Origin of the sequence: Bradyrhizobium sp. BR 1432 (genome assembly GCF_051547705.1) — a bacterium.
Taxonomy (GTDB): domain Bacteria; phylum Pseudomonadota; class Alphaproteobacteria; order Rhizobiales; family Xanthobacteraceae; genus Bradyrhizobium; species Bradyrhizobium zhanjiangense.
In genome coordinates this window covers 7,721,728-7,747,705 of sequence record NZ_JBPUGF010000003.1, presented here as the reverse complement: position 1 = coordinate 7,747,705, position 25,978 = coordinate 7,721,728, and the positions used below count along the sequence as shown (strand labels likewise).

At 62.2% G+C, this 25,978-nt stretch carries 20 protein-coding genes and 3 pseudogenes; 14 read left to right on the top strand and 9 right to left on the bottom strand.

The window, feature by feature from the left end; translation table 11 throughout:
• Positions 1-1,618: pseudogene (locus ACSKB8_RS37640) on the top strand (ATP-dependent acyl-CoA ligase).
• A 26-nt stretch (positions 1,619-1,644) separates the two neighbouring features.
• Positions 1,645-2,288: pseudogene (locus ACSKB8_RS37635) on the top strand (SDR family NAD(P)-dependent oxidoreductase); the annotation flags it as partial.
• An 88-nt stretch (positions 2,289-2,376) separates the two neighbouring features.
• Here the strand turns inward: ACSKB8_RS37635 and ACSKB8_RS37630 are convergent.
• The 4 genes from ACSKB8_RS37630 to ACSKB8_RS37615 form a co-directional block, all read right to left on the bottom strand.
• On the bottom strand, positions 2,377-2,859 hold the full coding sequence (locus ACSKB8_RS37630; RefSeq protein ID WP_438109536.1) for a MarR family winged helix-turn-helix transcriptional regulator: 483 nt from the start codon (positions 2,857-2,859) through the stop codon (positions 2,377-2,379).
• Complete coding sequence (locus ACSKB8_RS37625) at positions 2,859-3,350, bottom strand: MarR family winged helix-turn-helix transcriptional regulator (RefSeq protein WP_438109535.1); 492 nt, start codon at positions 3,348-3,350, stop codon at positions 2,859-2,861. Before ACSKB8_RS37625 ends, ACSKB8_RS37630 begins: the two co-directional genes overlap by 1 nt.
• Positions 3,351-3,490: 140 nt before the next feature.
• Entirely contained in the window at positions 3,491-5,059 is a 1,569-nt protein-coding gene (locus ACSKB8_RS37620) for an indolepyruvate oxidoreductase subunit beta family protein (RefSeq protein ID WP_438109534.1), read from the bottom strand.
• The gene (locus tag ACSKB8_RS37615; RefSeq protein ID WP_438109533.1) at positions 5,056-7,215 is read right to left on the bottom strand and encodes a thiamine pyrophosphate-dependent enzyme; all 2,160 of its coding nucleotides are present in this window, start codon (positions 7,213-7,215) and stop codon (positions 5,056-5,058) included. Before ACSKB8_RS37615 ends, ACSKB8_RS37620 begins: the two co-directional genes overlap by 4 nt.
• A 352-nt stretch (positions 7,216-7,567) precedes the next feature.
• Here ACSKB8_RS37615 and ACSKB8_RS37610 point away from each other — a divergent pair.
• From ACSKB8_RS37610 to ACSKB8_RS37580, 7 genes and pseudogenes are all read left to right on the top strand, one after another.
• Positions 7,568-8,670, top strand: a pseudogene (locus ACSKB8_RS37610) (cupin domain-containing protein).
• A gap of 51 nt (positions 8,671-8,721) precedes the next feature.
• Complete coding sequence (locus ACSKB8_RS37605) at positions 8,722-9,630, top strand: fumarylacetoacetate hydrolase family protein (RefSeq protein ID WP_438109532.1); 909 nt, start codon at positions 8,722-8,724, stop codon at positions 9,628-9,630.
• Entirely contained in the window at positions 9,630-10,067 is a 438-nt protein-coding gene (locus ACSKB8_RS37600) for an acyl-CoA thioesterase (protein WP_438109531.1), read from the top strand. The genes ACSKB8_RS37605 and ACSKB8_RS37600 overlap by 1 nt, the downstream gene beginning before the upstream one ends.
• The gene (locus tag ACSKB8_RS37595) at positions 10,064-10,771 is read left to right on the top strand and encodes a hypothetical protein (protein ID WP_438109530.1); all 708 of its coding nucleotides are present in this window, start codon (positions 10,064-10,066) and stop codon (positions 10,769-10,771) included. The genes ACSKB8_RS37600 and ACSKB8_RS37595 overlap by 4 nt, the downstream gene beginning before the upstream one ends.
• Positions 10,772-11,101: 330 nt before the next feature.
• On the top strand, positions 11,102-12,208 hold the full coding sequence (locus tag ACSKB8_RS37590; RefSeq protein ID WP_438109529.1) for a TRAP transporter substrate-binding protein: 1,107 nt from the start codon (positions 11,102-11,104) through the stop codon (positions 12,206-12,208).
• Positions 12,209-12,320: 112 nt separating this feature from the next.
• Positions 12,321-12,884, top strand: a complete 564-nt coding sequence (locus tag ACSKB8_RS37585; RefSeq protein ID WP_370988573.1) for a TRAP transporter small permease subunit — start codon at positions 12,321-12,323, stop codon at positions 12,882-12,884.
• On the top strand, positions 12,881-14,305 hold the full coding sequence (locus tag ACSKB8_RS37580; protein WP_438109528.1) for a TRAP transporter large permease: 1,425 nt from the start codon (positions 12,881-12,883) through the stop codon (positions 14,303-14,305). Before ACSKB8_RS37585 ends, ACSKB8_RS37580 begins: the two co-directional genes overlap by 4 nt.
• A 678-nt stretch (positions 14,306-14,983) precedes the next feature.
• Here the strand turns inward: ACSKB8_RS37580 and ACSKB8_RS37575 are convergent.
• On the bottom strand, positions 14,984-15,202 hold the full coding sequence (locus ACSKB8_RS37575) for a hypothetical protein (RefSeq protein ID WP_438109527.1): 219 nt from the start codon (positions 15,200-15,202) through the stop codon (positions 14,984-14,986).
• A 327-nt stretch (positions 15,203-15,529) separates the two neighbouring features.
• On the opposite strand from ACSKB8_RS37575, the gene ACSKB8_RS37570 reads away from it, so the two are divergent.
• Positions 15,530-16,654, top strand: coding sequence for an amidinotransferase (locus ACSKB8_RS37570; RefSeq protein WP_438109526.1), 1,125 nt, complete (start codon positions 15,530-15,532; stop codon positions 16,652-16,654).
• Positions 16,655-16,689: 35 nt separating this feature from the next.
• Here ACSKB8_RS37570 and ACSKB8_RS37565 read toward each other — a convergent pair whose 3' ends face one another.
• Entirely contained in the window at positions 16,690-17,232 is a 543-nt protein-coding gene (locus ACSKB8_RS37565) for a 2'-5' RNA ligase family protein (RefSeq protein ID WP_438109525.1), read from the bottom strand.
• Between the two features lie 134 nt (positions 17,233-17,366).
• On the opposite strand from ACSKB8_RS37565, the gene ACSKB8_RS37560 reads away from it, so the two are divergent.
• The 4 genes from ACSKB8_RS37560 (at position 17,367) to ACSKB8_RS37545 (ending at position 21,453) form a co-directional block, all read left to right on the top strand.
• On the top strand, positions 17,367-17,633 hold the full coding sequence (locus ACSKB8_RS37560; protein ID WP_438109524.1) for a lanthionine synthetase LanC family protein: 267 nt from the start codon (positions 17,367-17,369) through the stop codon (positions 17,631-17,633).
• Positions 17,634-18,051: 418 nt separating this feature from the next.
• Positions 18,052-19,215 carry a CYTH and CHAD domain-containing protein gene (locus ACSKB8_RS37555; protein WP_438109523.1) on the top strand — a complete coding sequence of 388 codons (1,164 nt, stop codon included), beginning with the start codon at positions 18,052-18,054 and terminating at the stop codon, positions 19,213-19,215.
• The gene (locus tag ACSKB8_RS37550; protein ID WP_438109522.1) at positions 19,112-19,552 is read left to right on the top strand and encodes a CHAD domain-containing protein; all 441 of its coding nucleotides are present in this window, start codon (positions 19,112-19,114) and stop codon (positions 19,550-19,552) included. Before ACSKB8_RS37555 ends, ACSKB8_RS37550 begins: the two co-directional genes overlap by 104 nt.
• A gap of 170 nt (positions 19,553-19,722) precedes the next feature.
• Positions 19,723-21,453 carry a SulP family inorganic anion transporter gene (locus tag ACSKB8_RS37545; RefSeq protein WP_438109521.1) on the top strand — a complete coding sequence of 577 codons (1,731 nt, stop codon included), beginning with the start codon at positions 19,723-19,725 and terminating at the stop codon, positions 21,451-21,453.
• 966 nt (positions 21,454-22,419) lie between these two features.
• On the opposite strand, the gene ACSKB8_RS37540 is transcribed toward ACSKB8_RS37545, so the two are convergent.
• The 3 genes from ACSKB8_RS37540 to ACSKB8_RS37530 are packed head-to-tail and all read right to left on the bottom strand — an operon-like array spanning position 22,420 to position 25,939.
• Complete coding sequence (locus ACSKB8_RS37540) at positions 22,420-23,124, bottom strand: ABC transporter ATP-binding protein (RefSeq protein WP_438110835.1); 705 nt, start codon at positions 23,122-23,124, stop codon at positions 22,420-22,422.
• Positions 23,125-23,129: 5 nt separating this feature from the next.
• Entirely contained in the window at positions 23,130-24,899 is a 1,770-nt protein-coding gene (locus tag ACSKB8_RS37535) for a branched-chain amino acid ABC transporter ATP-binding protein/permease (protein WP_438109520.1), read from the bottom strand.
• Positions 24,896-25,939 (bottom strand): branched-chain amino acid ABC transporter permease, encoded by a 1,044-nt coding sequence (locus ACSKB8_RS37530; RefSeq protein ID WP_438109519.1) that lies wholly within the window; start codon positions 25,937-25,939, stop codon positions 24,896-24,898. The genes ACSKB8_RS37535 and ACSKB8_RS37530 overlap by 4 nt, the downstream gene beginning before the upstream one ends.
• Positions 25,940-25,978 lie beyond the last annotated feature (39 nt).

Below are 25,978 nucleotides of genomic sequence, written 5' to 3'. Positions count from 1 at the left end.
TTGACCGCTGCGACCACAGTCTACGCCCGCTTTCGCGACACCGCGCTACGCCGCGGCGAGGCCGGCTTCCTCGACGTGTTGCCGGAGACCGCCGGCATCTACGGCATCGCAGCCGGCGAGATCTCCTACCGCGCGATGTTCGCGCGGATCGAGGCCCGGCGGCAGGCGTTCGCGGACCGCGGATATGGCGAAGGACACAGGGTCGGGCTTCTGCTCCAGAACCGGCCGGTGTTCATCGAGCTGTGGTTTGCGCTGAACGCGCTTGGCGTTTCCGTGGTGCCGATTAACCCCGATCTGCGCATGAGCGAGCTCGAATACATCATCTCCCATTCCGAGATGAATGCCGCCTTCGTTCTCGCCGAGCGCTGCGCCGAGGTGGCGACGGCGGCGCGCCAGGCCTGCCGGCCGATCCCAGTCGTCACCGACGACGGCGACGTTCCCGCGCCATACGACGGTGCGCGGCCGTTGCGGCCGGCGGGCGGCGCAACGGAATGCGCGCTGCTTTACACCTCCGGCACAACCGGGCAGCCGAAAGGCTGCGTCCTCAGCCAATGAATATTTCCTGCACAGCGGAAACTGGTATCGCGACGCCGGCGGGCTGATCGACCTGAAGCCAGATGGCGAGCGCATGATCACGCCGCTGCCGCTGTTCCACATGAACGCCATGGCGGTCTCGCTGATGGCGATGGTCTCGGTCGGTGGCAGCCTGACCATGCTCGATCGATTTCACCCGCGCAGCTGGTGGGCCTCGGTGAGGGAGAGCCGCGCCACGTGCCTGCACTATCTCGGCGTCATGCCGTCCATGCTGATGAGCGCCGTGCCGTCGGAACAGGACCGGCAGCACGATGTGCGCTTCGGGTTCGGCGCCGGCGTCGACAAGCTGCTTCATGCCCCCTTCGAGGCGCGCTTCGGCTTCCCGCTGATCGAGGCCTGGGCGATGACCGAGACCGGCAGTGGCGGCGTGATCGCCGCCAATGCCGAGCCGCGCAAAGTCGGCACCAGCTGCTTCGGGCGTCCGGCACAGGAGATCGAGACTCGCATCGTCGATGATCGAGGCGTCGATACGCTAGGGCAAACGCCGGGCGAGCTGCTGGTGCGGCGGGCCGGCGCGGACCCGCGCTATGGCTTCTTCCGGGAATACCTCAAGAACCCCGAGGCCACGGCGGAGGCCTGGGCCGGAGGCTGGCTGCACACCGGCGATATCGTCGCGCGCGATGCGGATGGCGACCTGCATTTCGTCGACCGCAAGAAAAACGTCATCCGCCGCTCCGGCGAGAACATCGCCGCGGTCGAGGTCGAATCCGTCCTCAATCGTCATCCCGCGATCCGGCAGGCCGCAATTGCGGCGACCCCGGATCAGCTGCGCGGCGACGAGGTCGCGGCCGTCATCATCGCCGAGAAGGCCGGCGCCGACCGCGCGCTTGCCGAGACCATCGTGCGCTGGAGCCTGGAGCAGATGGCCTATTACAAGGCGCCCGGCTGGATCTGCTTCGTCGAGCGGCTGCCGCTCACCGCAACCGAGAAGATCCAGCGCGGCGGCTTGAAGGATCTCGTCGCCAGGCTGATGCAGGACGGCGCGTTCTTCGATCTCCGCGAGATGAAGCGGCGGCAGGTCTGACCCGGAAAGCCCGCAGGACACCGATCATGAGCCAGATACGCACCACACTCATTACCGGGGGAAATTCCGGGATCGGCGAAGCGCTGGCGAGGAGGCTGGTCGACAAGGGACAGCGCGTGGTCTCGGTGGGGCTGGAGAAGCCGGGCTGGACGCACGATCTGCTCGCGGCCTATTGCGCGGACCTGACCAGCCTTGAGGAGGCGCGGGCCATCGCGCAGGAGATTGGCGCCAACCACGCGATTGATTGCCTCGTGCACAATGCCGGCATCATCCTGCCGAACCTGTTGCCGGATGCAAAGCCCGAGGACATCCTGGCGCTTGCGCAGCTGCATCTCGGCGCACCGATGCTTCTGACCCAGGCCGCTCTGGATGGCATGATCTCGCGCCGTTTCGGCCGCATCGTGTTCGTCAGCTCGCGCGCGGCGATGGGCGCCGTGACCCGCTCGGCCTATTCCGCCACCAAGGCCGGCGTGCACGGCATGGCGCGGACATGGGCGCTGGAGCTGGCGTCCAGCGGCATCACGGTGAACGTCGTCGCGCCGGGCCCGATCCTGACCGACAATTTCTGGGCATCATCCCCAAGGATTCCGAGCGGCAGGAGCGAATGGCGCGCAACGTCCCGGTCGGCCGGCTCGGTGCGCGCGAGGACGTGGCGCACGCGGTCGAATTCTTCCTCGACGAGCGCTCGGATTTCGTGACGGGGCAGGTGCTGTATGTCTGCGGCGGCACCAGCCTGGTCGGCCTCGGCCCCTGATGGATCAGATCTGGTTCTGCTTGATGTTTTCGACCATCCTGGCGAGCACCCGTGCGCAGATCTCGATCTCGTCGGGATCGATGCCGGCGGTCAGCCGCTCATAGTTCTTTTCCATGATGGGCCAGATCTTGCGCAACAGCGCCTCGCCGTCCGGCGTCAACGCCACCACCCGGCGGCGCTGGTCGTCCTCGGCGATCTCGCGCTTGACGAAACCCGAGGACACCATCGACTCCACCATCCTGCTGGCGGTCGACTGCTCAGTCACGGCGAGAACCGCGACCTCGTTGACGGTGAGAGTCTTGTAGATGAACAGGATCGACAGTGTCCGGAACACGACGTTGTTGATGCCGTGCTCGCTGAGATCGCGGTTCTGGTCGAGGTTCCAGCGATTTGCCAGCCGATTGAACAGATAGGGGATGTAGGCTTGCAGCTGTTCTCTTGACCGCGGCGGTCCGGATTTCCACTTGCTCTTGGAGTCTTTCGCCATTATTTCTTGCGACTTTGCTTCTTGCTCTGGGTACGAATTTTTGCCGAAAGAGACCGCAGCACCGACAGCGCATTATCCAGTTCGCCGGCCGAAATGGTCTCGAGCCTTTGGCTGAGATGCCTCTTGTGCATGTCGGCGGCCTTCCGGAACAGGGCTTCGCCCTTCGGCGTGAGGCGGACGATGAAGGACCGGCGATCCTCGCTGGACATCTCCTTGCTGATGAGATCGTCGGCCAGGAGACGCTGCACCAAACCCGAGACGTTGCCGCCGGAAACCTTCAGGTTCTGCGACAACTGCCCGAGCGCGAGGCCGTTCCTGTCGCGGTCGAGTTGAGCCAGCACGTCGAACTTCGCCAGCGACAAGCCGAACTCCGAGTTCAGGAGCGCGTTCAGCGACGCGAAGATGTCACCGTGCAGCGACAGCAGCTGCAGCCAGAGCCGGGTCTCGATCTGCCCGAGGGGAACGGTGTTCTCTTTCAGTGCTGCCGGCATTGCGTGACCAGGGGTCCGGGTTCGTCTGGCGGAGGTATTCCGAAGGTCGTCGGCCCCGATTAGCGCACCGGGAATCGCAGTCAAGCAGCCCGATTTTGACCCGCGTCAGCTTGAACGGCAATCCGGCGCTAAGGTCAATCTCATGAGGCGAAGCTCTTGATGGTCTGGATCACGCCGTCGAGCTGCTTGCCCGGGCCGTCCTTCAGCGCCGCCTCCCGCAGGCGGCGCGCCCAGTCGGCGGCATCCTCGCGCTGCGCAACCAGCGTGATCGCAGCCAGCGTCCTGTCGAACTTCGACAGGCCGCGGCTGTGGGTATCGGAATAGCCCTTGACCAGCCGGCGGCATTGCAGGATCTCGACGCCGAGCTGGTAATTGGTGCGGACCGCCGCGGTGGCGGCCTTGAGCCATTCGTCGCGATGCGCCGTCTCGATGGCGTGACGCCGTGAGCGGCGGCGCAGGCCCCGGAGCCCGCCCACGACATAGAGCGTGAGAAACCAGGGCAGCGAATAGGTCCGCACCCGACGTCCCCTGTTGATGCGGCGATCGAGCCAGCCCATGAGGCGCGGCTTGGTCTCGAGCCAGCGACCAAAGCCCGCGGGCAGCACCCCCATGACCTCCTCCATGCGGGGATGCATGAATTCGGTGGTCTGCAGCACCTGACCTTGCGCCAGCTCCAGCTCGCCCTCGATCCGCGCGCGGCGCGCCGCGCGTGTCTTCAGGTCGGCAACGCGAATGACATCGTCATAGGTCATGGCATTGGCGAGGTACTTTGCAGCCATCCGTGTGAAGGCAAAGCCTCTGTCCGCGCCACCGGCGCTGCGATCGGCGGCGTGCACCACGCCGAGAATGTCGAGATATTCGGCGCCGTAAGCGATGTCCTGGAAGTCGACCACCTTTTTCAGGCCGGCATGGGCCAGGTCGCGTGCGGGTTGCGGCAGCTCGTGTTTGAGCCGTTCGAGCAGTTTGGCCAGCCGGGGATCGAAGGGCGCAGGCGAGGGGCTTCGCTTGTTTTTCTCCGGCCGGGGGGCTGCGGCGACATCGGGCGCCCCGATGTGGACACGTTCAAAAGCGGCTTGGAAGGTGTCAACGCTCGCCTTGGCCCCTTTCTCGCCGGCGCGAATTACCGCGAGATAGCTGTCGCGGTCGAACGGCAGCACGCCGGTGGCCGCGAGCGCGCCGAACATCGCAGCGGAAATGACGCTGCCATGTGCGATGGCCAGGGCGTTCATGTCGAAGATGATTTCGCTCTTGGCGGCAACACCGATCGCCCCTCGCACGGCGCCGTCGTCGGCGATGCCGTCGCCCGGCGCGATCTTCTCGCCGATGGCAAAGGACCGGTGATTGGAGGCGATCAGGGTGGTGCGGTCCGGCGTCACCAGCCCGCGCAGGATCGAGCGTCCAGCTTCCATGAATTCGGCCGCCATCACGACGTCGACATCGCCGGGGGTCGGCATCAGTGACAGGATCGGCTTGCGTCCATCGAGCGGCGGCATCGCCTCGATGTAATAGATCGTGGCGCCGGTCCGCTGCGCGACGCCGGGTACCGAGGTCGACTGCGCGACCCAGCCGTGATTCTCCGCGAGCTGGACGATCCAGTCGGTCAGCACGCCGCCACCCTGGCCGCCCATGGCGAGGATCGCGATCGAGATCGGGCGCTCGGTCGCTTCGCCGGCCGCGGGAAGCGCAAGTCGAACCGTCTCGTCTCTCATGTCAGGGCCTCGAGCGCCGGTCGGCGGCGCTCGCGCCGCTGTTGCAGCCAGCCGATCACCGTCATCGCGACGTTCGACTTGAACCTGTCCCAGCGGGTCGGATTGTGAATGACGTCGGCGCGGTAGAACGAGGGGCACAGCACGGCGGCCTCGGCGACTTCGCCGCAATTACCGCAGCCGACACAGGAATTGTCGATCGCTGCGACCGGATCGTCGCGCAGGGGATCGTCGAGCTGTTTCACCGAGAGGGACGGGCAGCCCGACAGGCGGATGCAGGCGTGGTCGCCGGTGCAGACGTCTTCATCGACACCGAAGCGCTCTTTGACAATGCGCAGCCCGTCCTTGATCGCCTTGCTCGTCTGCGGCTTCACGCGGCGCTGTTTGTTCAGCATGCATTCGGACGAGGCGACGATGACCTTGGGACCCTCATCCTTCGTCGTCAGCGCCTCCTTCAGCGTATCGCGCATCCTGCCGACGTCATAGGTGCGGTCGATCTGCCGCACCCACTGGGCACCGATGCCTTTCACGGCCTGCACGATCGAATTGTTGGTCTTGCGCCGCTTGTTGACCGCGCGGGACGACAGGATGTCCTGGCCGCCGGTTGCCGAGGTGTAAAAATTGTCGACGATGACGAATACGCCGTCATGCTTGTTGAAGACGGCGTTGCCGATGCCGCTGGTCAGCCCGTTGTGCCAGAAACCGCCGTCGCCCATGACCGCGATCGAGCGCTTGTCGGCCTTGACGTTGAATGCGGAGGTCGAGGCCGGACCGAGGCCGAAGCCCATCGTCGTCGCACCGATGTTGAAGGGCGGCAGGATCGAGAACAGATGGCAGCCGATGTCGGCCGAGACGTGGTGCTCGCCGAGTTCTTCTTCCACCAGCTTCATCGCGGCGAAGATCGGCCGTTCCGGGCAGCCGGTGCACAGGCCCGGCGGCCGGGCCGGCACGACCTGCTTGAGCTTCTCGACCGCCGGATGATTGAGCACGGGAACAGCATCCGGTGCCGGCGGCCTGTTGCCGAGCAATCTCGGCTCCGTCTTCTCGAGGAATTCCCTGACACCGCCGAGCAGGACCTGCGCGGTGTAGTCGCCGCCCATCGGCAGCACGTCCTTGCCGTGGACGCGCGCCTGGATGTCCTTGCGCCGCAGCACGGTATTGATCGCCTGCTCCAGATATTCCGGCTGGCCTTCCTCGACGATCAGGACGGCGTCCTTGTCGAGGCAGAACTCCGCAACTTCCGTGTCGATCACGGGGTAGGTGACGTTCATGACGTAAAGCGGGATCTGCGTATTGCCGTAGGCATCCGAGAGCCCGAGATATTGCAGCGCGCGGATGACATTGTTGTACATGCCGCCCTGCATGATGATGCCGACCTTGCCGCGCTTCGGTCCCATCCATTCGTTCAATTTGTTGTCGCGGATGAAGCCGATCGCCGCTGGCATGCGCGTCTTGATCTTCTCCTGCTCATGCTCATAGGCCGCCGGCGGCAGTACGATGCGGCCGACGTCGCGCTTGGGATTATTGAGCGCGTCCTTGATCGTGTGCGCCGGCCTGACATTGTCCTTGCAGGCGAAACTCCCATGCATGTGGCAGGCGCGAACGCGAACTTCCAGCATCACGGGCGTGTTCGAGCATTCCGATAGCTCGAAACCCTTCTCGATCAGGTTGACGATGCAGTCGTGGTCGGGCCGTGGATCGAGCAGCCACATCTGCGATTTCATGGCGAAGGCGTGGGTGCGCTCCTGCATGATGGAGGAGCCTTCGCCGTAATCTTCGCCGACGATGATCATGGTGCCGCCGGTGACGCCGCCGGAGGCGAGATTGGCGAGCGCGTCGGAGGCGACATTGGTGCCGACCGTGGACTTCCAGGCCACCGCGCCCCGCAGCGGATACATCACCGATGCCGAGAGCATCGCCGCGGCGGCCGCTTCGTTGGCCGAGCTCTGGAACACGACGCCGAGATCGTCGAGCACGTCCTTGGCGTCGGCCAGCACGTCCATCAGATGCGAGATCGGCGAGCCCTGGTAGCCGCCGACATAGGCCACACCGGATTGCAGCAGCGCCTTGGTGATGGCGAGGATGCCTTCGCCGCGGAAGGTGTCGCCCGCGCCGAGCCGGAGATCTTCGACCTCGCGAGCGAAAGACCGTTCAGCCATTGCGTCCTCCAGAAGTATGCATTACCATAATTTTACATATGAAGTAAGTCAACGTCCGGACATGCTGCCAACCCAGTTCGGGAGCGCTCGTGACCAAGCGACAGGGTAGGGCCGATGCTCAAGCTGCCTCGCGTCAAGGCTGCCGCCGTGCAGGCTTCATCTCGGCATCTTAGCGCGAGCGCAATGGCCGACAAGCCGGCGCAGGTCTCGCTGGCCTGCCGCGACGATGTTCCCGGCCATCTCCGTTTGGAACTGGATGGTCGATCCCTGGCCATCAATGGATGGCACGCTTCGATCCAACGACGCCATAAGACGCCACGCAGGACTTGGAGCACAGGACTTGGAGGATGAGATGCGCGACAACGTGATCGGCCGGGCCAATGTCGAGGACACTCCGGAGCTCAAGGCCTATTACAAGGATCTCGAGAAATACGAAGCCGGTGCTTTGTGGACGGTCGCCAACAAGATCGAGCCTTGGCAGCCGCAATCGGCGTCCGTTCCCGTGCTCTGGCGCTACGGCGATCTGCGCGAACATGTGCTGCGCTCGGTCGAGCTGGTCTCTCCGGAAAAAGCCGGGCGTCGGGTGATCTATCTCAACAATCCCGGTCGTCGCGACGTATCGGCAGCGGTCGGCTGGCTCTATTCGGGCTTGCAGGTCATGCATCCCGGCGAGGTCGCCTCGGCCCACGCGCACTCGGCTTCGGCCCTGCGCTTCATCATGGAAGGCTCCGGTGCCTACACCGTCGTCGACGGCCACAAGATGACGTTAGGGGCCCGCGATTTCGTGCTCACACCAAACGGCACCTGGCACGAGCATGGGGTCGACGCCGGCGGCTCGGTGTGCATCTGGCAGGACGGGCTCGACATCCCGCTCGTCAACGCGCTCGAAGCCAATTTCTTCGTGGTGCATCCCAACATCCAGCAGGAAGAGTCCGGCTATCCCGTCGACGACATGACCAAGACCTGGGCAACCCCGGGCTTCGCCCGGTGAACGCGCCGTGGTCGAAGGGCTATTCGCCGATGTTCAAATATGAGTGGGAGCCGACCTACGAAGCCTTGCAGAAATATGCGGCTGCGACCGACGGCTCGCCTTACGACGGCATCCTCATGAACTATGTCAATCCGATCACCGGCGGGCACGTGATGCAGACGATCGGCGCGAGCATGCAAATGCTGCGGCCGGGCGAGAAGACGACATCGCACCGGCATACCGGAAGCTTCATCTACCAGGTCGCCAAGGGCAGCGGCTATTCCGTCATCGCAGGCAAGCGCTTCGAATGGCAGGAGCGCGACATCTTCTGCGTTCCGTCCTGGGCCTGGCACGAACACGGCAATGCCTCCACGAGCGAGGACGCCTGCCTGTTCTGCTTCAACGACCTGCCTGTGATCGAAGGTCTCGGCCTCTATCGGGAAGAGGCCTATAGCGACAATGCCGGCCATCAGCCGGCGGCCTGACATCACGTTGCTCCCTGCGAATTTCAACGGAAAGAGTCGGATCAAGCTTCCATGCGTCTCGTGACCTATACCTTCGGCTCCGGCGGTGTCCGCCTTGGAGTGCTCGTCAACGGGCTGGTCGTCGATGTCGAGCGCCTCGGCGCATCGTCCGGTCTGGCATGGCCGAACGACATGCTGTCGTTCATCGACAACAACGCGACGCTGTTGCCGGCGCTCAAGGACGGCCTCGAAAGCGCCAATGGGCGCCTGCCGGCCGGCGCTGCCGTTCCCCTCGAGGACGTGAGGCTCCAGGCGCCGATCCCGCGGCCGCGCAAGAACATCTTCGGCATCGGGCTCAATTATCGCGCGCATGTCGCGGAGTCCGCCAAGAGCCTGGACACCGACAAGGATCTGCCGAAACAGCCGGTCGTCTTCTCCAAGCCGCCGACCTCGGTGATCGGTCCGGGCGCGGCGATCCAGCACAATGCGAAGATGACGCAGCAGCTCGACTGGGAGGTCGAGCTTGCCGTCATCATCGGCAGGACCGCGACCCGCATCACGGCCGAGAAGGCGATGGACCACGTGTTCGGCTATTCGGTGATGATCGACATTTCCGCGCGCGACAACCGCCGCGCCGGCCAGTGGATCTTTTCCAAGGGCATGGATACTTATGCGCCGTTCGGTCCCTGCATCGTGACGGCGGACGAGATTGCCGATCCACATGACCTGCGGCTGTGGCTGACGAAGAACGGGGTCACGAAGCAGGATTCCAACACCAAGTACATGATCTTCGACGTTCCGGCCTTGATTGCCGACATTTCGTCCGGAATGACGCTGGAGCCAGGCGACATCATCGCGACGGGAACGCCGGAAGGGGTGGGCGCGGGCATGACTCCGCAGGAATGGCTGTGGCCGGGCGACGTCGTGGAAGCCGGGGTCGACGGCGTCGGTGTCATCCGGCACCCGGTCGTCGCGATCTGATGACGGCGTTCTCGTTCGACCGCAAGCTACGGTTCGCGGACTGCGATCCCTCCGGAATCGCCTACTTTCCGGCCTATCTGAACATGCTCAACGGAGTCGTCGAGGACTTCTGGGAGGCGATCGGATTTCCCTGGCCCGGATTGATCACGCTCCGGAAGATCGGCACGCCCACCGTGCATTTGACCTGCGATTTCTCCCGGCCGTCGATGTTCGGCGACCTCTTGACGTTCAAGCTGCGCATCGGCCGGGTGGGTGGATCATCGCTGCATTTGGCTCATGTCGTCTCGGGCGCGGATGGCCTGCGCTGGCGTGCCCGTCAGATCCTTGCCGCAACCTCGCTCGTGGATCACCACGCCATTCCGTGGCCCGACGATGTCCGCGCAGTGCTTGTCGCGCATCTGAATGTCGATGAGGAAATTGAAGCAGCGCCATCATGATCTCCTTGTTCATGACATTCGTCGACCCGACGGGCGGACGGCGCGTCGGATCGGACGCACTGGACTCCGCCGCGGCGCTGGTCGGGGCGGTCACGGAGATGACCGAGGGCCTGCTGTTCACGCCGCTGGAGCAATCGGTCGATCATCCCTACAAGGCCGACGGTCCGGGGCCAGCCTTCGCGCTGCAATTGCGGTTTCCGGATCTGTTCGCTTGTGAAGCTGCGCTGGAGCGCGACGGAGCGCTCGACAGCCTCGCAACCGGCGGCGGATTATCTAGCCTCACCGGATTGGACGTAACCCACCAGGTGATGCTGACACGCTCCTTTCCGGTCGATGTCGCCGCGCATCCCCCCGGCACGACCACCCCGTGCAGCTACCTCGTGCACTATCCCGGGCCGGCAGACGACATCAACGCCTGGCATCTGCACTATCTCGAGCATCACCCCTCGATCATGCGGACCTTCCCGGACGTCCGCCAGATCGAGATCTATACCCGGATCGATTGGGTCGACCGGCTGCCGTCGCGGCGGGTCGAGCACATGCAGCGAAACAAGCTGGTGTTCGATAGCCCGGCTGCGCTCTCGCGCGCGCTAAGCTCCGACGCGATCAAGCGCATGCGCGCGGACTTCGTTCAGTTTCCGCCGTTCGCAGGCGGCAACAAGCATTTTCCGATGCTGACGCGAACGGTTGCATCTAAATCTTAGAGCCGCGAGCGCCCGCAAAGGGGACATCGGCGGACAACGTCAAATGGAGCAGGCAGCTCCGCCCGAGAGGCGGCCGAGATAATCGTCCAAGGCTTCGTCGGCATGAATATCGGCCACGGTGCAACAAGCAGCGGTACGTCCGTCCGCGCGGCCGACGCAAGAACGCGCCACGCTGCGGTAACCTGACGCTTGCTGCGGCTAGAAAGCAAGATGACAACTTGCGGCCATGGTGGCAGAATGGTGACAGACGTGGTTTGAAGTTCAGGCGACCAAGAACAACGAAGAAAAAGCGATCGCCCCGGTCACGTCGTCCAAGGGAGGAGATGGCTCATGAAACGCATGTTTCTGGGGTTAGTCGCCGTTGCCCTGATCGCTTCGGCGTCTGTCGTATCCACCACTGCAGTCATGGCGCAGACGAAAGTGTTGAAGATGCAGGCCACATGGCCGGCGTCGCTCACGCTCTATGACAACTTCACCTATTTCGCCGACCGGGTGAACAAGCTGTCGGCTGGAGCGCTGAAGATCGAGGCAATGCCCGCTGGCCAAGTCGTGCCGGCGTTCGAGGTGCTGGACGCAACCCACAAGAGGGTGCTCGACGGAGCGCATGCGTGGGCCGGCTACTGGACCGGCAAGAACAAGACCGCGATCCTGTTCACTGGCGGTCCCGGCGGCACCTTTGGCATGGACTTCATGGACGTGATGGGTTGGCTCTATCACGGCGGCGGCCTCGACCTATACAACGAGTTCTATCAGAAGGAGCTCAAGCTCAACCTCGTCGTGTTCCCCATCCTGCCTGCGGGGCCGCAGGCGTTCGGCTGGTTCAAGAAGCCAATCCAGACGGTTGAGGACATGAAGGGCATGAAATGCCGCCAGACCGGCATAGCCGGCGAAGTGTGGCAGGCCCTCGGCTTCACGGTGGTCAACATGCCGGGCGGAGAAATCATTCCCTCTGCGCAACGCGGCGTGATTGATTGCGCAGAATGGGTCGGCGGCATCGAGGACCTGCAGCTCGGCTTCCACAACGTCTGGAAGTACCATTATTCGCCCGGCTTGCATGAGAACGTGACGATCGGCGAAATCGTCATCAACGGCGATGTGTGGAAGGAGCTCAGCCCGCAGCATCAGGAGATCATCAAGTCGGCGGCCAACGAGACATTCCTGGTCTGGTGGACCAAGTGGCAGCGCCAGAACGCCGATGCACTGATCGAGATGCAGCAGAAGCACGGCGTGCAGATCCTGCGCACGCCGACGGAGATCCTGCTGGCCTTCATCAAGAAGTGGGACGAGATCGCGGCGGCCGAGAGCGCCAAGAACCCGTTCTTCAAGAAGGTGCACGAGTCGCAGAAGGCCTATGCCAGCGCCGTGGTGCCGTACAAGCGGTCCTATTTCCCGCCGTACTCCTTCATGGCGAACTACTACTTCCCTCTCGAGAAATAGGACTTCCTCCGAGGGCGGCCGCTCAGGCCGCCCCCCATTGATGCGGCTCATGCGCCCGCTCTGCGTCGCGCCGCAAATGCGCCGCCCGGACAGTCAAGGGAAGGGGCGAGGGATGGCTGAGATAACAGGCAGGCAGCCGCCGGCACTGCTGGCCATAATCAGGATCATCGACGGCTTCACGGACCGGACCGGCACGATCATCTCGTGGCTGTCGGTGCCGCTGGTCCTGGCCGTCGCTTACGAGGTTGGGGCGCGTTACCTGTTCAACGCGCCGACTATATGGGTCTATGACGCAACCTACATGCTCTACGGCTCGCTATTCATGCTCGGCGCCGCCTACGCGCTGCACAAGGGCGCTCATATCCGCACCGACTTCTTCTGGGAGAAGTTCTCGATCCGCAGGAGGGGCTGGATCGATACGATCTCCTATGTCGTCTTCTTCTTCCCGAGCCTGATCATGCTGTTCCTGATCAGCTGGAACGAATTTCACTACGCCTGGCTGATCAACGAGACTTCGGACCAGACGCCGTGGCGGCCCGTGCTGTGGCCGTTCAAGTTCATCGTGCCGTTCGCCTGCCTCCTGCTGCTGATCCAGGGCGTGTCCGAACTGATCAAGAGCATCTACATGGCGCGCACCGGCGTCGAGCTCGAGCACAAGGAGAAGGTCGAGATATGACCGCAGAAGCGCTCATCGGCGTCGTCATGCTGCTGGTGCTGCTCGGCGCGATCTTCATCGGTGTGCCGATCTCGTTCACGTTGCTGTTTCTCGCCTTTTCGTTCGGCTACTGGGGCATGGGAGCGACGGTCTTCGAGCTCGGCTACTTCCAGACTATCGGCATGATGAAGGAAGAACTCCTCGCCGCCGTGCCGCTGTTCATCTTCATGGGCTTCATCACCGAGCAGGCGGGACTCATGGAACGCCTTTTTACGGCGTTCCGCATGATGCTTGCGCCGGTGCGCGGCGCACTCTTCCTCGTCGTCATCCTGACCTCGACTGTGTTCGCGATGGCGACAGGCATCGTCGGCGCAGCCGTCACCGTTCTTGGCATCATGGCCTCGCCGATCATGACGAAGGCGGGTTATGACGCCAAGCTTTCAGCGGGCACCATCACGGCGGGCGGCACGCTCGGCATTCTCATTCCCCCGTCGGTCATGCTGATCGTGATGGGCCCGGTGCTCGGGGTATCGGTCGCCGATCTCTATGCTGCAGCCTTCGGGCCGGGCTTCCTGCTGGCCGGCATCTACATCGTCTATCTGATGGGCCGCGCCTTCCTGAACCCCAAACTTGGGCCGCCGGTGCCAAAGGATGAGCGGATCTACTCCGTTCGCTACATCGCGCGCGAGGTGATCGTCGGCACGCTGCCGCTGCTCGGGCTCATCACGGCGACGCTCGGCTCGATCATCGGGGGCCTTGCGACGCCGACGGAGGCCGCTGGCATCGGCAGCGTCGGCGCTCTGGTGCTGGCCATCGCATATGGCAGGTTCTCGTTCGCCGGACTGCAGCGCGCGCTGACCTCGACGATGGCGACGTCGAGCATGGTCCTGCTGCTGGCGGTCACATCGAACATCTTCGGTGCGGTGTTCGCTCGCCTCGGCTCGGCGAACTGGATCACCGAGACGATGCTCGGCCTGCAGTTGCCGCCGAGCTTCATGCTGATTGTCGTGCTCTTTCTCATTTTTTTGCTGGGTTGGCCGTTTGAGTGGCCAGCCATCATCCTGGTGTTCCTGCCGATCTTCTATCCCGTTGTGAAGGGCATGGGCATCGACCTCATATGGTTCGGAGCGTTGGTTGCGGTGGTGCTGCAGACCGCCTTTCTGTCGCCGCCGGTCGCCATGTCGGCGTACTATCTCAAGCAGGTGGTCAAGGGCTGGAGTCTCGCGACGATTTATGCCGGCATGTTCCAGTTCATGATTCTGCAGGTGTTATGCGTTGCGCTTATGATCGCTTTCCCCGGCATTGCGACCTGGTTCCCGCAGACGCTGCACGAGACGTCGCGCAGTCAGGTCATCCCCGAGGAGTACAGGAAAATCCTGGAGCAGCAGAAGCAAGCACCGTCCCTGGAAGACGAGGATTGGTTGACACCAAAAAAGAAGTAGCCGGACGTCTGCGTGCGCTGCGCTGTTCAAGGATTACGGATTTATGACGGTGGGATGTCGATCCATCTCATCCCCCATGCGAATTGAACACTTGGCAGAAGAAAGGGGCCATATCGGTCGGTATCCGAGCGTGGAATACATTTTCTGCCGTGTGTGTACCGTTTCACATCTTGTACGTGAAACGATGCTACCGTTGGCCTGAAAGTCCCGTTTATTTCCGGCCCAACGTCAGCATTTTTTTGGCAATTGTAGTTCTAGGGGCTCGTAAATGAGTAGTCGTGATCGGGTCTGCGACCGCATGGTCATTCTGCACCAACGTGTCTGGTCGCTCAATTCTCAGCTTGCAGAGCTTCGATCCCTTAGCGCTCGGGTGCAAAAGGCGTTGGAAAGAACCAACGGCAAACGTTCAAGAGTTCCCACGTGTGGGGGCAGTGCGGCGTCGATCCCGAAGATAACTGCAGGATCGAGAGCCATGAGCCGTAGCTGGGCCATGGGCCGTAACCCGCAGAAGGTGGGCTCTCTGTCAAAGGCCTGCTCTGGGTCAAAAGCATCGTTCTAGCTGCCCGCTAGTCACTTCCGGTCTGCGCCGATCGGCGAACGGTTTTGGAGCCCGGCCATGGGCAGTCTTATGGGGGTTGATCCTTGGGACGGTCCAATCGCGTACCGCTTCCATGTGTGCTATCTAGTTGGGTAGCAAAATGGTAGCGGGAAAAGCAGATCATGACTGAGGATCAGGTCAATCTCGTCGTTCAGCACCTTTGCGACCAATTGCACTTGGCGCTCCGATTGAAGGGCAGCGAGGCGCATCCACCAAACGCCAAGGATATTGGATTCGATCCTGCCTTTGTAAGAACTGTACTGCTGACCGGCTTGCGATCGGCAGGTGTCACGATCCATGACGAGGCAGCCGGGCCGAGCGAAGAGCCGCCGCGGTCCTAAACGCAAGATGCGGGACAAAAGCTCCGCGCCGAAGTCTCGGTGGTGTCACGAGCGGCTGTCGAGGTAACCGCGGCCCCGCGTCCCGTTTACCGTCGACAGCCGACATCACAATAGCTTCAGCGTTGTTCGGCTTGGGGTCCAAAGGCGGTCCTAGCTCAAAGGCAAGGAATAAGTCAGCTGCGGGCCATAGCCGACACCCGGGATTTTGCCGTTGACCGGCACACGGTGGCCCGACTTCGGAACCTCTGGGGCCAGCGGCTGTTGTAGCGCACGAGGGCCTGATGCATGGACATGGTCACGCGCGCTGACAGTGCGGAAGCCGACCCACCGAGCCGCGCTTCTCCGGTGAACTCACACAACGAGTGGGACCCGCTGGAGGAAGTGATAGTCGGAAGGCTCGAGGGCGCGGTAATCCCCTCCGACCACCCGGTTGTCACCTGCAACATTCCGGGCATGGCTGCGCGGGCCCAGTCGCTGTTCGCAGGCTTCCATTACCCGAAGATCATGATTGAACCCGCGCAGCGCGAACTCGACGATTTTGTCGCTCTGCTACGATCGCTGGGCATCGTAGTAAAGCGGCCGGAAGCGATCGACCACAAGAAGCGCTTCGGCACGCCGGAATGGTCCTCGCAGGGCTTCTGCAATTCCTGCCCGCGCGACAGCATGCTTGTGGTTGGCGGGGAGATCATCGAGACGCCGATGGTTTGGCCATGTCGCTACTTCGAAACGCACTCCTATCGTCCGATCCTGAAGCAATATTTCCGACGTGGCGCGCGCTGGACCGCCGCGCCCAGGCCGCAGCTGACGAACGAGCTGTTCGATCCAGAGTTTCACGTGCCGGGGAAAGGCGAGCCGATTTCATACATACTCACCGAATTTGAACCGGTCTTTGACGCCGCCGATTTCTTTCGCTGCGGGCGCGACCTGTTCGTGACCCGCAGCAACGTAACCAATGCGTCCGGCATTGAATGGCTGCGTCGGCATCTTGGCGACGGTTATCGCATTCATGAAATCAAGAGCCGCTGTCCCAGTCCGATGCACATTGACACGACCATTTTGCCGCTTGGGCCCGGCAAGATTCTGATCAATCCCGAATACATTGACGCCGACCAACTTCCGGCCATCTTGAAAAAATGGGACATCCTCGTGGCTCCGGAGCCCGAGCCGATAACCGATCCTATGCTCAGGATTACCTCGCTATGTGGGAAATGGCTGAACATGAACGTGCTGATGCTGGACGAGAAGCGAGTTATCGCTGATCCGCATCATACCGCAACGATGCGTGCGTTGGAGAATTGGGAACTCGAGCCCATTCCCTGCGAGTTCTTGCACTATGCCGCATTTGGCGGAGCCTTCCATTGCGCCACCCTCGACATCCGGCGGTGCGGCACGTTGCAAGATTATTTTTGAGCGCCGACCCTCAGGTTGACGGTGCAGTCGTGAACTTAGGGAATACCCTTCGGCAGCTCCCGTTGCGCAATGACCCGTACGGGTGGGAAGACGACGCAATCCACCACATCGAAAATCACTTCGATACGTCGGTCGAAGGACTTCGCGAAGGCAATGGCGTCCTTGGTCTTTGCATCGGCGATACGTGTGCCGAGTGTACAATGCGGGGTCCAGGCGCCTGGCCGATAATGTGGCCGACAATGGGCCGGGTCGATGGCGGCGCTGATTGAAGCGTGCCACCTTCCAATGATCTCGTTTGCTTCGGGCTCGGCCCACAACACAAGTGGTGGGCCTACGAACCATTTAATTCGTCTGAATGCGATAGGCAATTGCACTCCGCCTGCGCTCGCGGACAGCATCGCATTCCACGCCGTCTTCTCTTCGATTTCAGGTGAGTCATAGATCGCGAATGTCAGATGTGGTCGGTACGCCAAGGTACGCATCGACGGCTTGTCCTCAAAGGCAGCAACTTGGTCCCACAGCCGTTCGATTTCGAAAGCGGAAGCGTTATCGGCCCGAAGATTGATTGCGAGTGCCATCGAGCGCCCTGCTAAAGCTGAAAAAGTCCATCATCTTGATCGGCGTGTCGAAGATCTGCAACAGGTCATTCGCCGGCCTGGGATGTGCCGACGGCAAAGGCCAGCTATAGGCTCAATAACCGACATCGGGTTGGGTGGGCATCCCAAAGGGATCGAACCTTTGCCACGGTACCGGTGGAAATGGCTACGCATTCCTCAAGCTCTACCGACGCACGAATGCCCCCATTTGGCTGGATCGCGCGCGCCAGTTCGCTATGACTGCCATCTTCCAGTATCGCGGCGCTCAGATGGTTGCCGGCCGCGGTCGGTATTCGCTTTGGACCGGTGACATCGGTCTTGCAATCTACCTTTGGGATTGCATCACAGGGGATGCTCGGTTCCCGACTATCGACGTGTTCTGAAATGTGGGACGGGGGACGCTATGGGTCAAAATCGGCGTTCTGAGCCGGCGCGAGTGGTTGACTTTTCGCCAATCCGACTCGTTGCGATGCGGAGATACATTCGTCAGCGAGGTTGACTGCCATGCTTGCGGAAAGTTCTTTTTCTAGTATTGGAGACGCTGAGAAGCCACGCGTCCGATGATAAGCCGCTCATCGTGATAAGCACCGCGCCGCATATTCCGATCGCGTTGCCGCGCAGGAAGTAGTCTTGAGGCCGCCCGGTCAGGAGCGGCCTTTTTGTTTACAGGGATGCCGCGCCTTGGGAAGGATGGAACAGAGGCGTCCGTAACCGGATTAGTAAAGGCGCCTTTGTCGCCGATCTGTTCGTCGACTTTCGCGATCCGTTACTGGTTCCGTGAGCAAGCCGGAGATCTGGCACATGGAACTCGAGGCCGAGTTGAAATTTCACGTTCCACATCGTGGCTTGAAGCAAGTGGAGCATGGACGACTTCCGGGCACGAAGCGGGGATGTCCGGCAGAAGCCGACCTGCTTTCGACATATTTTGATACGCCAAGACACAAGCTAAAGAAGCATGGTCTCTCTCTTCGCGTCCGCCAGGACAAGGAGACGTACATCCAAACCGTAAAATCGGAAACGGATGGGCAGTTCGGCCGCGGAGAATGGGAAACGTTGCTTGAAAGCGGTACACCCGATCTCACAAAGCTCAACGGTTCCCCGCTTGAGGCGCTTTCCTCAAAAAAGCTGAGACAGAAACTCGAGCCGATCTTCAAGACCTCCGTGCACCGCGTCACTCTGCCGATCGAGAGAAAAGGCAGTCAGATCGAGCTCGCGATCGACCGCGGCAAGATCATGGTGGGGCATCGTTCGGAGCCGATCGACGAAGTGGAGATTGAACTCAGGCGCGGCAAGCCGCAGGATCTCTTTGAGACAGCGGATGCGCTGGCGCGAAGGACGGAAGCCGAGCTGTATCTGCGATCAAAGGCCGAACGGGGCTATGACCTCGCTGACGGACAAGTCAATCCTGTCAGTTTCGCCGCGCCGATCAAGTTGGACAAGCGCATGGACGCAAGCGACGCTTTCCGGATCGTCGCTCGCTCCGCGATCCGGCACTTCGTGGGAAATGCCGATGCCGTGCGGGACCACAATCCCGAAGGCGTCCACGAAATGAGAGTTGGATTGCGGCGCTTGCGCGCAGCGATTTCGCTCTTCTCCAAGCTCTTGCCGAAATCGAGCACAGCAAACATCAAGCGCGAGCTGAAGTGGCTGACGGGCGAGCTTGCGGCGGCCCGCGAGCTCGACGTCTTTCTCAACCAGACAATTCGTCCCGCGGCTCGTGACGTCATTCCACGGCGCGGCATCGCGGCTGTCAAGCAGGAGTTCACGAGGCGACGCGCCGAGGCCTTCGAGCAGGCATCAAGTGCCCTCGAACTCAAGGCGCTTTCGAACGTTGTTGCTGGACGTACTGGAATGGGTGGAGATGGCGCATCATGGCTCCAGCGGCCACACCCCGATCCGCAAATTCGCCGCCAAACTTCTTGTTCGCCGCATTCAAAAGATACAGAAGGATGGCAAGCAGCTTGAGGATTTATCGGCTCGCGCGCGGCACAGGCTGCGCATCAGGATCAAGAAGGTCAGATATGCGGCGAGGTTCTTCGAAAGCTTGTTCAATTCCAGGGGTCAGCGCAAGCGGCTTGCGCAACTCGAGAAACATTCGAAGAGGCTCCAGGACGCATTGGGAGCAGTCAATGACTATCTTGCGCACCGAGAGATGGCGCTCGATGCGGCCCTCAATGCACCGCCTCACAACCGACGCGCTCGCGCTTTTGCCTCGGGCGTCCTCGTTGGTCGGGAGGATCAGGCTGCAAGACCGCTCTTGCGAGCAGCCCGGAAAAGGGTGAGCCGGCTGAGGGCGTTGTAGACAGCAGGCGTGCTGCGGCGCCGACGACGGATAGGTTGGTCCAGCGATGAGGTCGCCTCATTGCTCTGGTGGTCGGGGGCGTAACAGCCTAGACTGAATTCGAGCTGGGCCAATGGGAGCCAGCGCATGAGGCCTCGCGCGCTCAATCCGGTTCGAAAGTGGCCGCCCACATGAAGCATTGGATTCATTGGCTGCCAGGGCTGGACACCTTCCGTCAATATAAGGCGGCCCACCTTCCGCACGATATCTTCGCTGGGCTTGTGCTCGCGACGATGCTGGCCCCGGCTGGAATTGCCTACGCGGAGGCATCCGGCTTGCCCGGCGTCTACGGTCTCTACGCAACGATCACACCGCTGTTGGCCTATGCATTGTTCGGTCCGAGCCGCATTCTCGTCCTGGGACCAGACTCGGCCTTAGCGGCCATCATTCTCGGCGTCGTCGTTCCGTTGTCTGGCGGTGACCCTCTTCGCGCCGTGACCCTGGCCGGGATGATGGCACTCGTTTCGGGAGCCGTATTCATTCTGGCTGGCATCGCGGGCCTGGGTTTTGTGACCGAGCTCCTCTCCAAGCCGATACGCTATGGCTACATGAACGGAATTGCGTTGACCGTGTTGATCAGCCAACTGCCAAAGCTCTTCGGCTTCTCGATCGAGAGCGAAGGGCCCTTGCGGAGCCTATGGGCGATCGGTAGCGCAGTGGTGGAGGGACGGACAAACTGGGTCGCACTTGCCATTGGGCTCGGCACGCTGGCGACCATTCTGTTGCTCCAGAAATACAAGCGGCTTCCCAACATTCTGATTGCGGTCGTCGGCGCGACCGCCGCGGTCGGTGTGCTTGACCTTGGAGATCGCTACGCGGTGCAGCTCTTGGGACCTCTTCCAGAAGGTCTGCCGGGGTTCGCCGTTCCCTGGATCGGATACAGCGACCTCGTCCCAGTGCTGATCGGCGGGTGCGCAACCGCGTTGGTGGCGTTTGCCGATACCAGCGTGCTTTCGCGGACCTATGCCGCAAGATTGGGGACTCACGTCGATCCCAACCAGGAGTTGGTGGGGCTCGGCGCGGCCAACCTCGTAGCCGGCTTTTTCCAAGGTTTTCCGATCAGCAGCAGCGGTTCGCGTACTCCCGTTGCAGAAGCCGCCGGTGCCCGCACCCAACTCACCGGCGTCGTCGGCGCGCTTGCCATCGCCTTCCTTCTGTTGGCCGCGCCGAACCTCCTTCAGCATTTGCCCAACGCTGCCCTAGCCGCCGTCGTTATAGCCGCCGCAATCGGTCTGATTGAGATCACCGACCTCAAACGGATCTATCGCATTCAGCAGTGGGAGTTCTGGCTGTCGATCGTCTGCTTCGGCGGTGTGGCGGTGCTTGGCGTGATCCCGGGGATCGGTCTCGCAATCGCCATCGCCATCGCCGAGTTCTTATGGGACGGTTGGCGCCCGCACTCCGCCGTGCTTGGCCGCGCCCACGGCGTCAAGGGTTACCACGACATCACGAGATATCCGGATGCACGTCGGATTCCCGGGCTGGTTCTGTTTCGGTGGGATGCGCCTCTGTTCTTTGCCAATGCTGAATTCTTCAAGGAGCGCGCTTTGGATGCCGTGGCGAAATCGCCGACGCCCGTACGCTGGCTGGTCGTTGCGGCCGAGCCGGTCACCAGCGTGGACGTCACCGCTGGCGATACCGTCGCCGAGCTCGACGAGGCCTTGCACGCCGAGGGCATCGAGCTTTGCTTTGCCGAGCTCAAGGACCCCGTAAAGGACAAGCTGAAGAGATTTGGATTGTACGCGCAGCTGGGGGAGAAATACTTCTTTCCGACAATTGGCGCTGCCGTTTCCAGCTATCTGGAGATCAACAGTGACGTCGAGTGGGAGGACTGGGAGGACCGACAGAGCGAAGGGCGGTAACACGCTGGATTTGAATAGTACGCCAATCGACTGCCGCTCGTGCCCGTATTCAAGCTCTTGTGTCCTAATGTGAATCCCGCGGAGTCCCAATAATTTCCGCAAGCGACCTTTTGGGCGACAGATCAAGGAATTTGATGCTCGGAACGAGTCCAGAACGCCTTCGCATCCTTAGCTATCGAAGCACCACGATGGCTGCTAAGTTCCGGCCCTATGAGGCGCCAAGCCATTATCGTCCCAGCGATCGGATTAGCAATTGTTTTGGCGGCGATCGTGCTGTTGCTTGGCGGGTAAGTCGTCCTCAGTTCTGCCTTGACTCATGTTATGAAGCCGCACCGGGGTTTACGGGGGAGTTTATGAAAAAGGGCGATGTGACGTGCTCTGAGTGCGGGGCGGGTTTTCGGCGTCTTGAGTTAGCGACCGCGCCTGGCACAAAAGGGGAATATCGTTGCCCTGCTTGCGGCGAGGTTTTAGAGAGGTTTGATGGTAGTGCGCTTGTCGCCTACCGTCTTACGATTCAACCCTCCATTAAGGCGATCCGCGAGTGACGAGAGTGCATTTGCATGACTGTCACACACCAGTCTTAGCATGAGATAGCGACGGCCGCCCGTCGCGCTCGCACTCCCCGTCCATTCCAATTCCACGGTGGGCGGGGAGCTTTTTAGGCCGTCTCAGTTGGCGGCATCTCATTTTGATGTCGCCTATTGGCGTGGCACATCCGCTTAACGGTTGCCTCAAACCAGAGTGTTCCATGGCGCCGATTGAAGACTATTCGCTAGGCCCGGCAACGATGACATCATGCCACTGTTTTGCCCGACGCGTCAACCTTGTATTCGAAAAATCAGAAGTTGCTGCGTCGGTCTGCTAAGCCATTGATATCGTGATCACCGGCTACTGTGCATGGGGTTGTTTTTCGACTTTTTGTTGTGCGGCCCCCCGAAGCTCCGCCGCGCCTGATCGCGGCCGCCGCTAATGTCCGCCGAAATAGGCCGTGATCAGCCGGGGATCGTGGATGAGATCCTTGGCGGGTCCTGACTGCACGATCTCGCCGGTCTCCAGAACGTAGCCGTAATCGGCCGTCTCAAGCGCGGCGCGGGCGTTCTGCTCGACCAGCAGGATCGACACGCCGAGATCGCGCAGCGATGCGATGGTGCGGAAGATCTCGCGCACGATCAGGGGCGCAAGGCCGAGGCTCGGCTCGTCGAGCATGAGCAGCTTCGGCCTCGCCATCAGCGCGCGTCCGAGTGCGAGCATCTGGCGCTCGCCGCCGGAGAGCGTGCCGGCGGCCTGGCGCTGCCGCTCCTTCAGCCGGGGAAAGCGGTCATAAACCTCGTCGAGCGTCTTCTGGACGCCTGAGCGGTCGCGCAGGCTGTAGGATCCCAGCAGGAGATTGTCGGCCACCGACATGTCGGAGAACAGCTCACGCTTCTCCGGTACCAGGCACAATCTGCGTTCGACGCGATCCTCGACCGACATCCTGCCGATGTCGCTGCCCTGAAAGACCATGCGTCCCCTCGAGGAGAGCAGTCCGATCGCGGCCATCAGCAGCGTGGTCTTGCCGGCGCCGTTCGGGCCGATGACGGTGACGATTTGCCCTTCCTCGACCGACAGCGAGACGTTGCGGACCGCTTCGACATTGTCATAGCAGACCGTGACGTTCGACAGGGAAAACATCGAGCTCACGCGACGCCTCCGAGATATGCCTCTTGCACTCGTGCGTCGCTGCGGATTGCAGCCGGCGCGCCCTCGCAGAGCTTCGAGCCGAAATCCAGCACGACGATGCGGTCGACCAGCGACATCACGAACTCCATGTCGTGCTCGACGATCAGGATGGTCAGGTGGTCGGCCCGGAGCGAGCGCAGCAGCTCGGCCAGCCTGAGCTTCTCCTGGCGGCGCAGGCCCGCGGCGGGCTCGTCCAGCACCAAGAGGGTCGGGTCTGCGGCAAGCGCGCGCGCGATCTCCAGGATGCGCTGATTTCCGAGCGGCAGGTTGCCGGCGAGTTCGAACGGCTTCTCGCCGAGACCGACGCGTTCGAGCTGCGTCAGCGCCTCATGACGGGCGCTCGCTTCCTCACGCCGATTGAGCCGGAAGGCTCCGGCGAACAGCCCCGCGCCGGTGCGGCCATAGGTGCCAAGCATCACGTTCTCCAAAAGGCTCATGCGCGGCCGCAGCTTGACGTGCTGGAACGTGCGCGCGATTCCGGCCTTGGCGATACGGGACTGCTCGTCACGTGTGATCGGGCGTCCGGCAAAGACGATCTCGCCCTTGTTGACCCGCAGCGCGCCGGTCAGGCAATTGAACATTGTGCTCTTGCCGGCTCCGTTCGGACCGATCACGGCGAGGATTTCACCCGAGCGTACTTCGAAGCTGACATTGTTGACGGCGACCAGGCCGCCGAACCGGCGCTCGGCGCCGTCCACCTTCAAGAGCAGCTCACCGGGCTTCGGTTGCGAACGGCGGGGCAGGGGCGATGCCGGCCGCGGCCGTTCGTGCTGCAGTTTCGGCAGGTAGCGCGCGATGAACGGCACGATGCCCTGTCGCGCCCACTGCAGGAACAGGATGAACAGCGCCGAGAAGGCGACGATCTCGAGCTGTCCGGAGGCGCCCTTGGCGATCAAGGGCAGATAGTCCTGCACGCTGTTCTTCAGCAGCGTCACGATGGCGGCGCCGACGACGCCGCCGAGAAGGCTGCCGGCACCTCCGACCATCGACATCATCAGGTATTCGATGCCCATGCCGGCATCGAACGGACCCGGGCTGATGAAACGGCTCATATGGGCGTACAGCCATCCCGAGAGCGAGGCCAGGAAGGCCGCGATCACGAAAGTCACGAGCTTGATCCGGAACGCGTTGATGCCGAGGCTTTCGACCAGCGTGTTGCCGCCGCGCAGGGCGCGCATGGCGCGGCCGAGCCGGGAGTCCAGCAGGTTGTAGCCGAAGAAGAGGATGGCGGTCACGATGCCCCAGATCAGGAAATAGATCTGCGCGCTGGAGACGAGGGCGAACGATCCGAAGCTGATCGGCGGGATCGACGAGATGCCGTTGAACCGGCCGAGCCCCTCGACATTGCCGAACAGGAAGCCGATCGCCAGACCCCAGGCCATGGTGCTGAGCGAAAGGAAGTGACCCTGAAGCCGCAGCGTGACGAGGCCGAGAATGGTCGCAACGCCGCAGGTCAAGGCCACGCCGAACAGCAGGCCGAGCCAGGGCGAATGGCCAGTCAATGCCGAGACCCAGGCGGTGGCATAGGCCGCGACCCCGACGAAGGCCGCTTGTCCGAACGACACAATGCCGCCGACGCCGGTGAGGAGCGCGAGCCCGATGGCGACCAGCGAATAGATGCCGATGTAGTTCATTAAGGTGATGCTGAACGGGCCGAGGACGAAGGGAGCCGTAGCGAGGCACAGGACGGCGGCGCCAGCGGCGATCTGAACGTGAAGGCGCGTCATTCCTCGATCTCCTCCTCGGAATGCAGCGATGCGAGGGATCGCCAGATCAGGACCGGGATCAGCAGCGAGAACACGATGACGTCCTTCAGTGCGCTGCTCTCGAAGGATGCGAAGCTTTCGAGGATGCCGACGCCGACGGCGCCGATCGCCGCGCCCGGATAGCTCGTCATGCTGCCGATGATGGCGCCGACGAACGCCTTGAGGCCGATCAGGAAGCCGGAATCGTAGAACACCGTGTTGACGGGCGCGATCAGGATGCCCGATACGCCGGCCATGAGAGAGCCGAGGAGATAGGCGATCGTGCCGGCGCGCGCCGGTCGTATTCCCATCAGTCGCGAGCCGGTCCGGTTCACGGCGGTGGCGCGGAGGGATTTGCCGACCAGTGTGAAGTCGAAGAAGAGATAGAGCAGGCCACTGAACACGAGCGCCGCGATGACGATCAGCATGGTCTGGCCCGAGATCAGGACGCCGGCGAGCTCCATCGAGAGCGAGGTCAGCGGCTCGGTGCGGACACCTTCGGGGCCGAAGAACAACAGGCCCAGTCCCACCAGCGCAAAATGCAGGGCCACCGACACCGTCAGCAGCAGCAGCACCGTGCCGTCCGCGATCGGGCGGAACACGATGCGGTCGAGCAGCGGCGAGATCGGCGTGATCAGCATCAGCGCGAGCACGAGCCTGACGGCGAGGGGCGGGTCGAGGCGCGTGGCAAGCCAGGCGCTACCGACCACAGCCAAGGGGAGTACGAGATAGAAGAGCAGGGCGCGCGGAGCGAGACGAAGCTCGCCAGAGCGCGTCAACGAAACGATCTCAATGAAGGTTGCGAGGCAGGCCAGCACCACGACCAGCGCGCCCGTCCCCGGAAAGCGCTTCGCATCGAGCGCCGCCAGCGTCAGCGCCGTGAACGCCGCGATGTCGCCAAAGGGGACGAAGATGACCCGCGTCACGGTGAATATGAGCACGGTCCCGATCGCCACGAGCGCATAGACCGCGCCGGTGGCGATACCGTCGATCGCAAGTATGGCTGCGATATCGCTCGTCATTGAGACGCTATCCCCCTTCTGATTGCCGCCCCTTGGTCT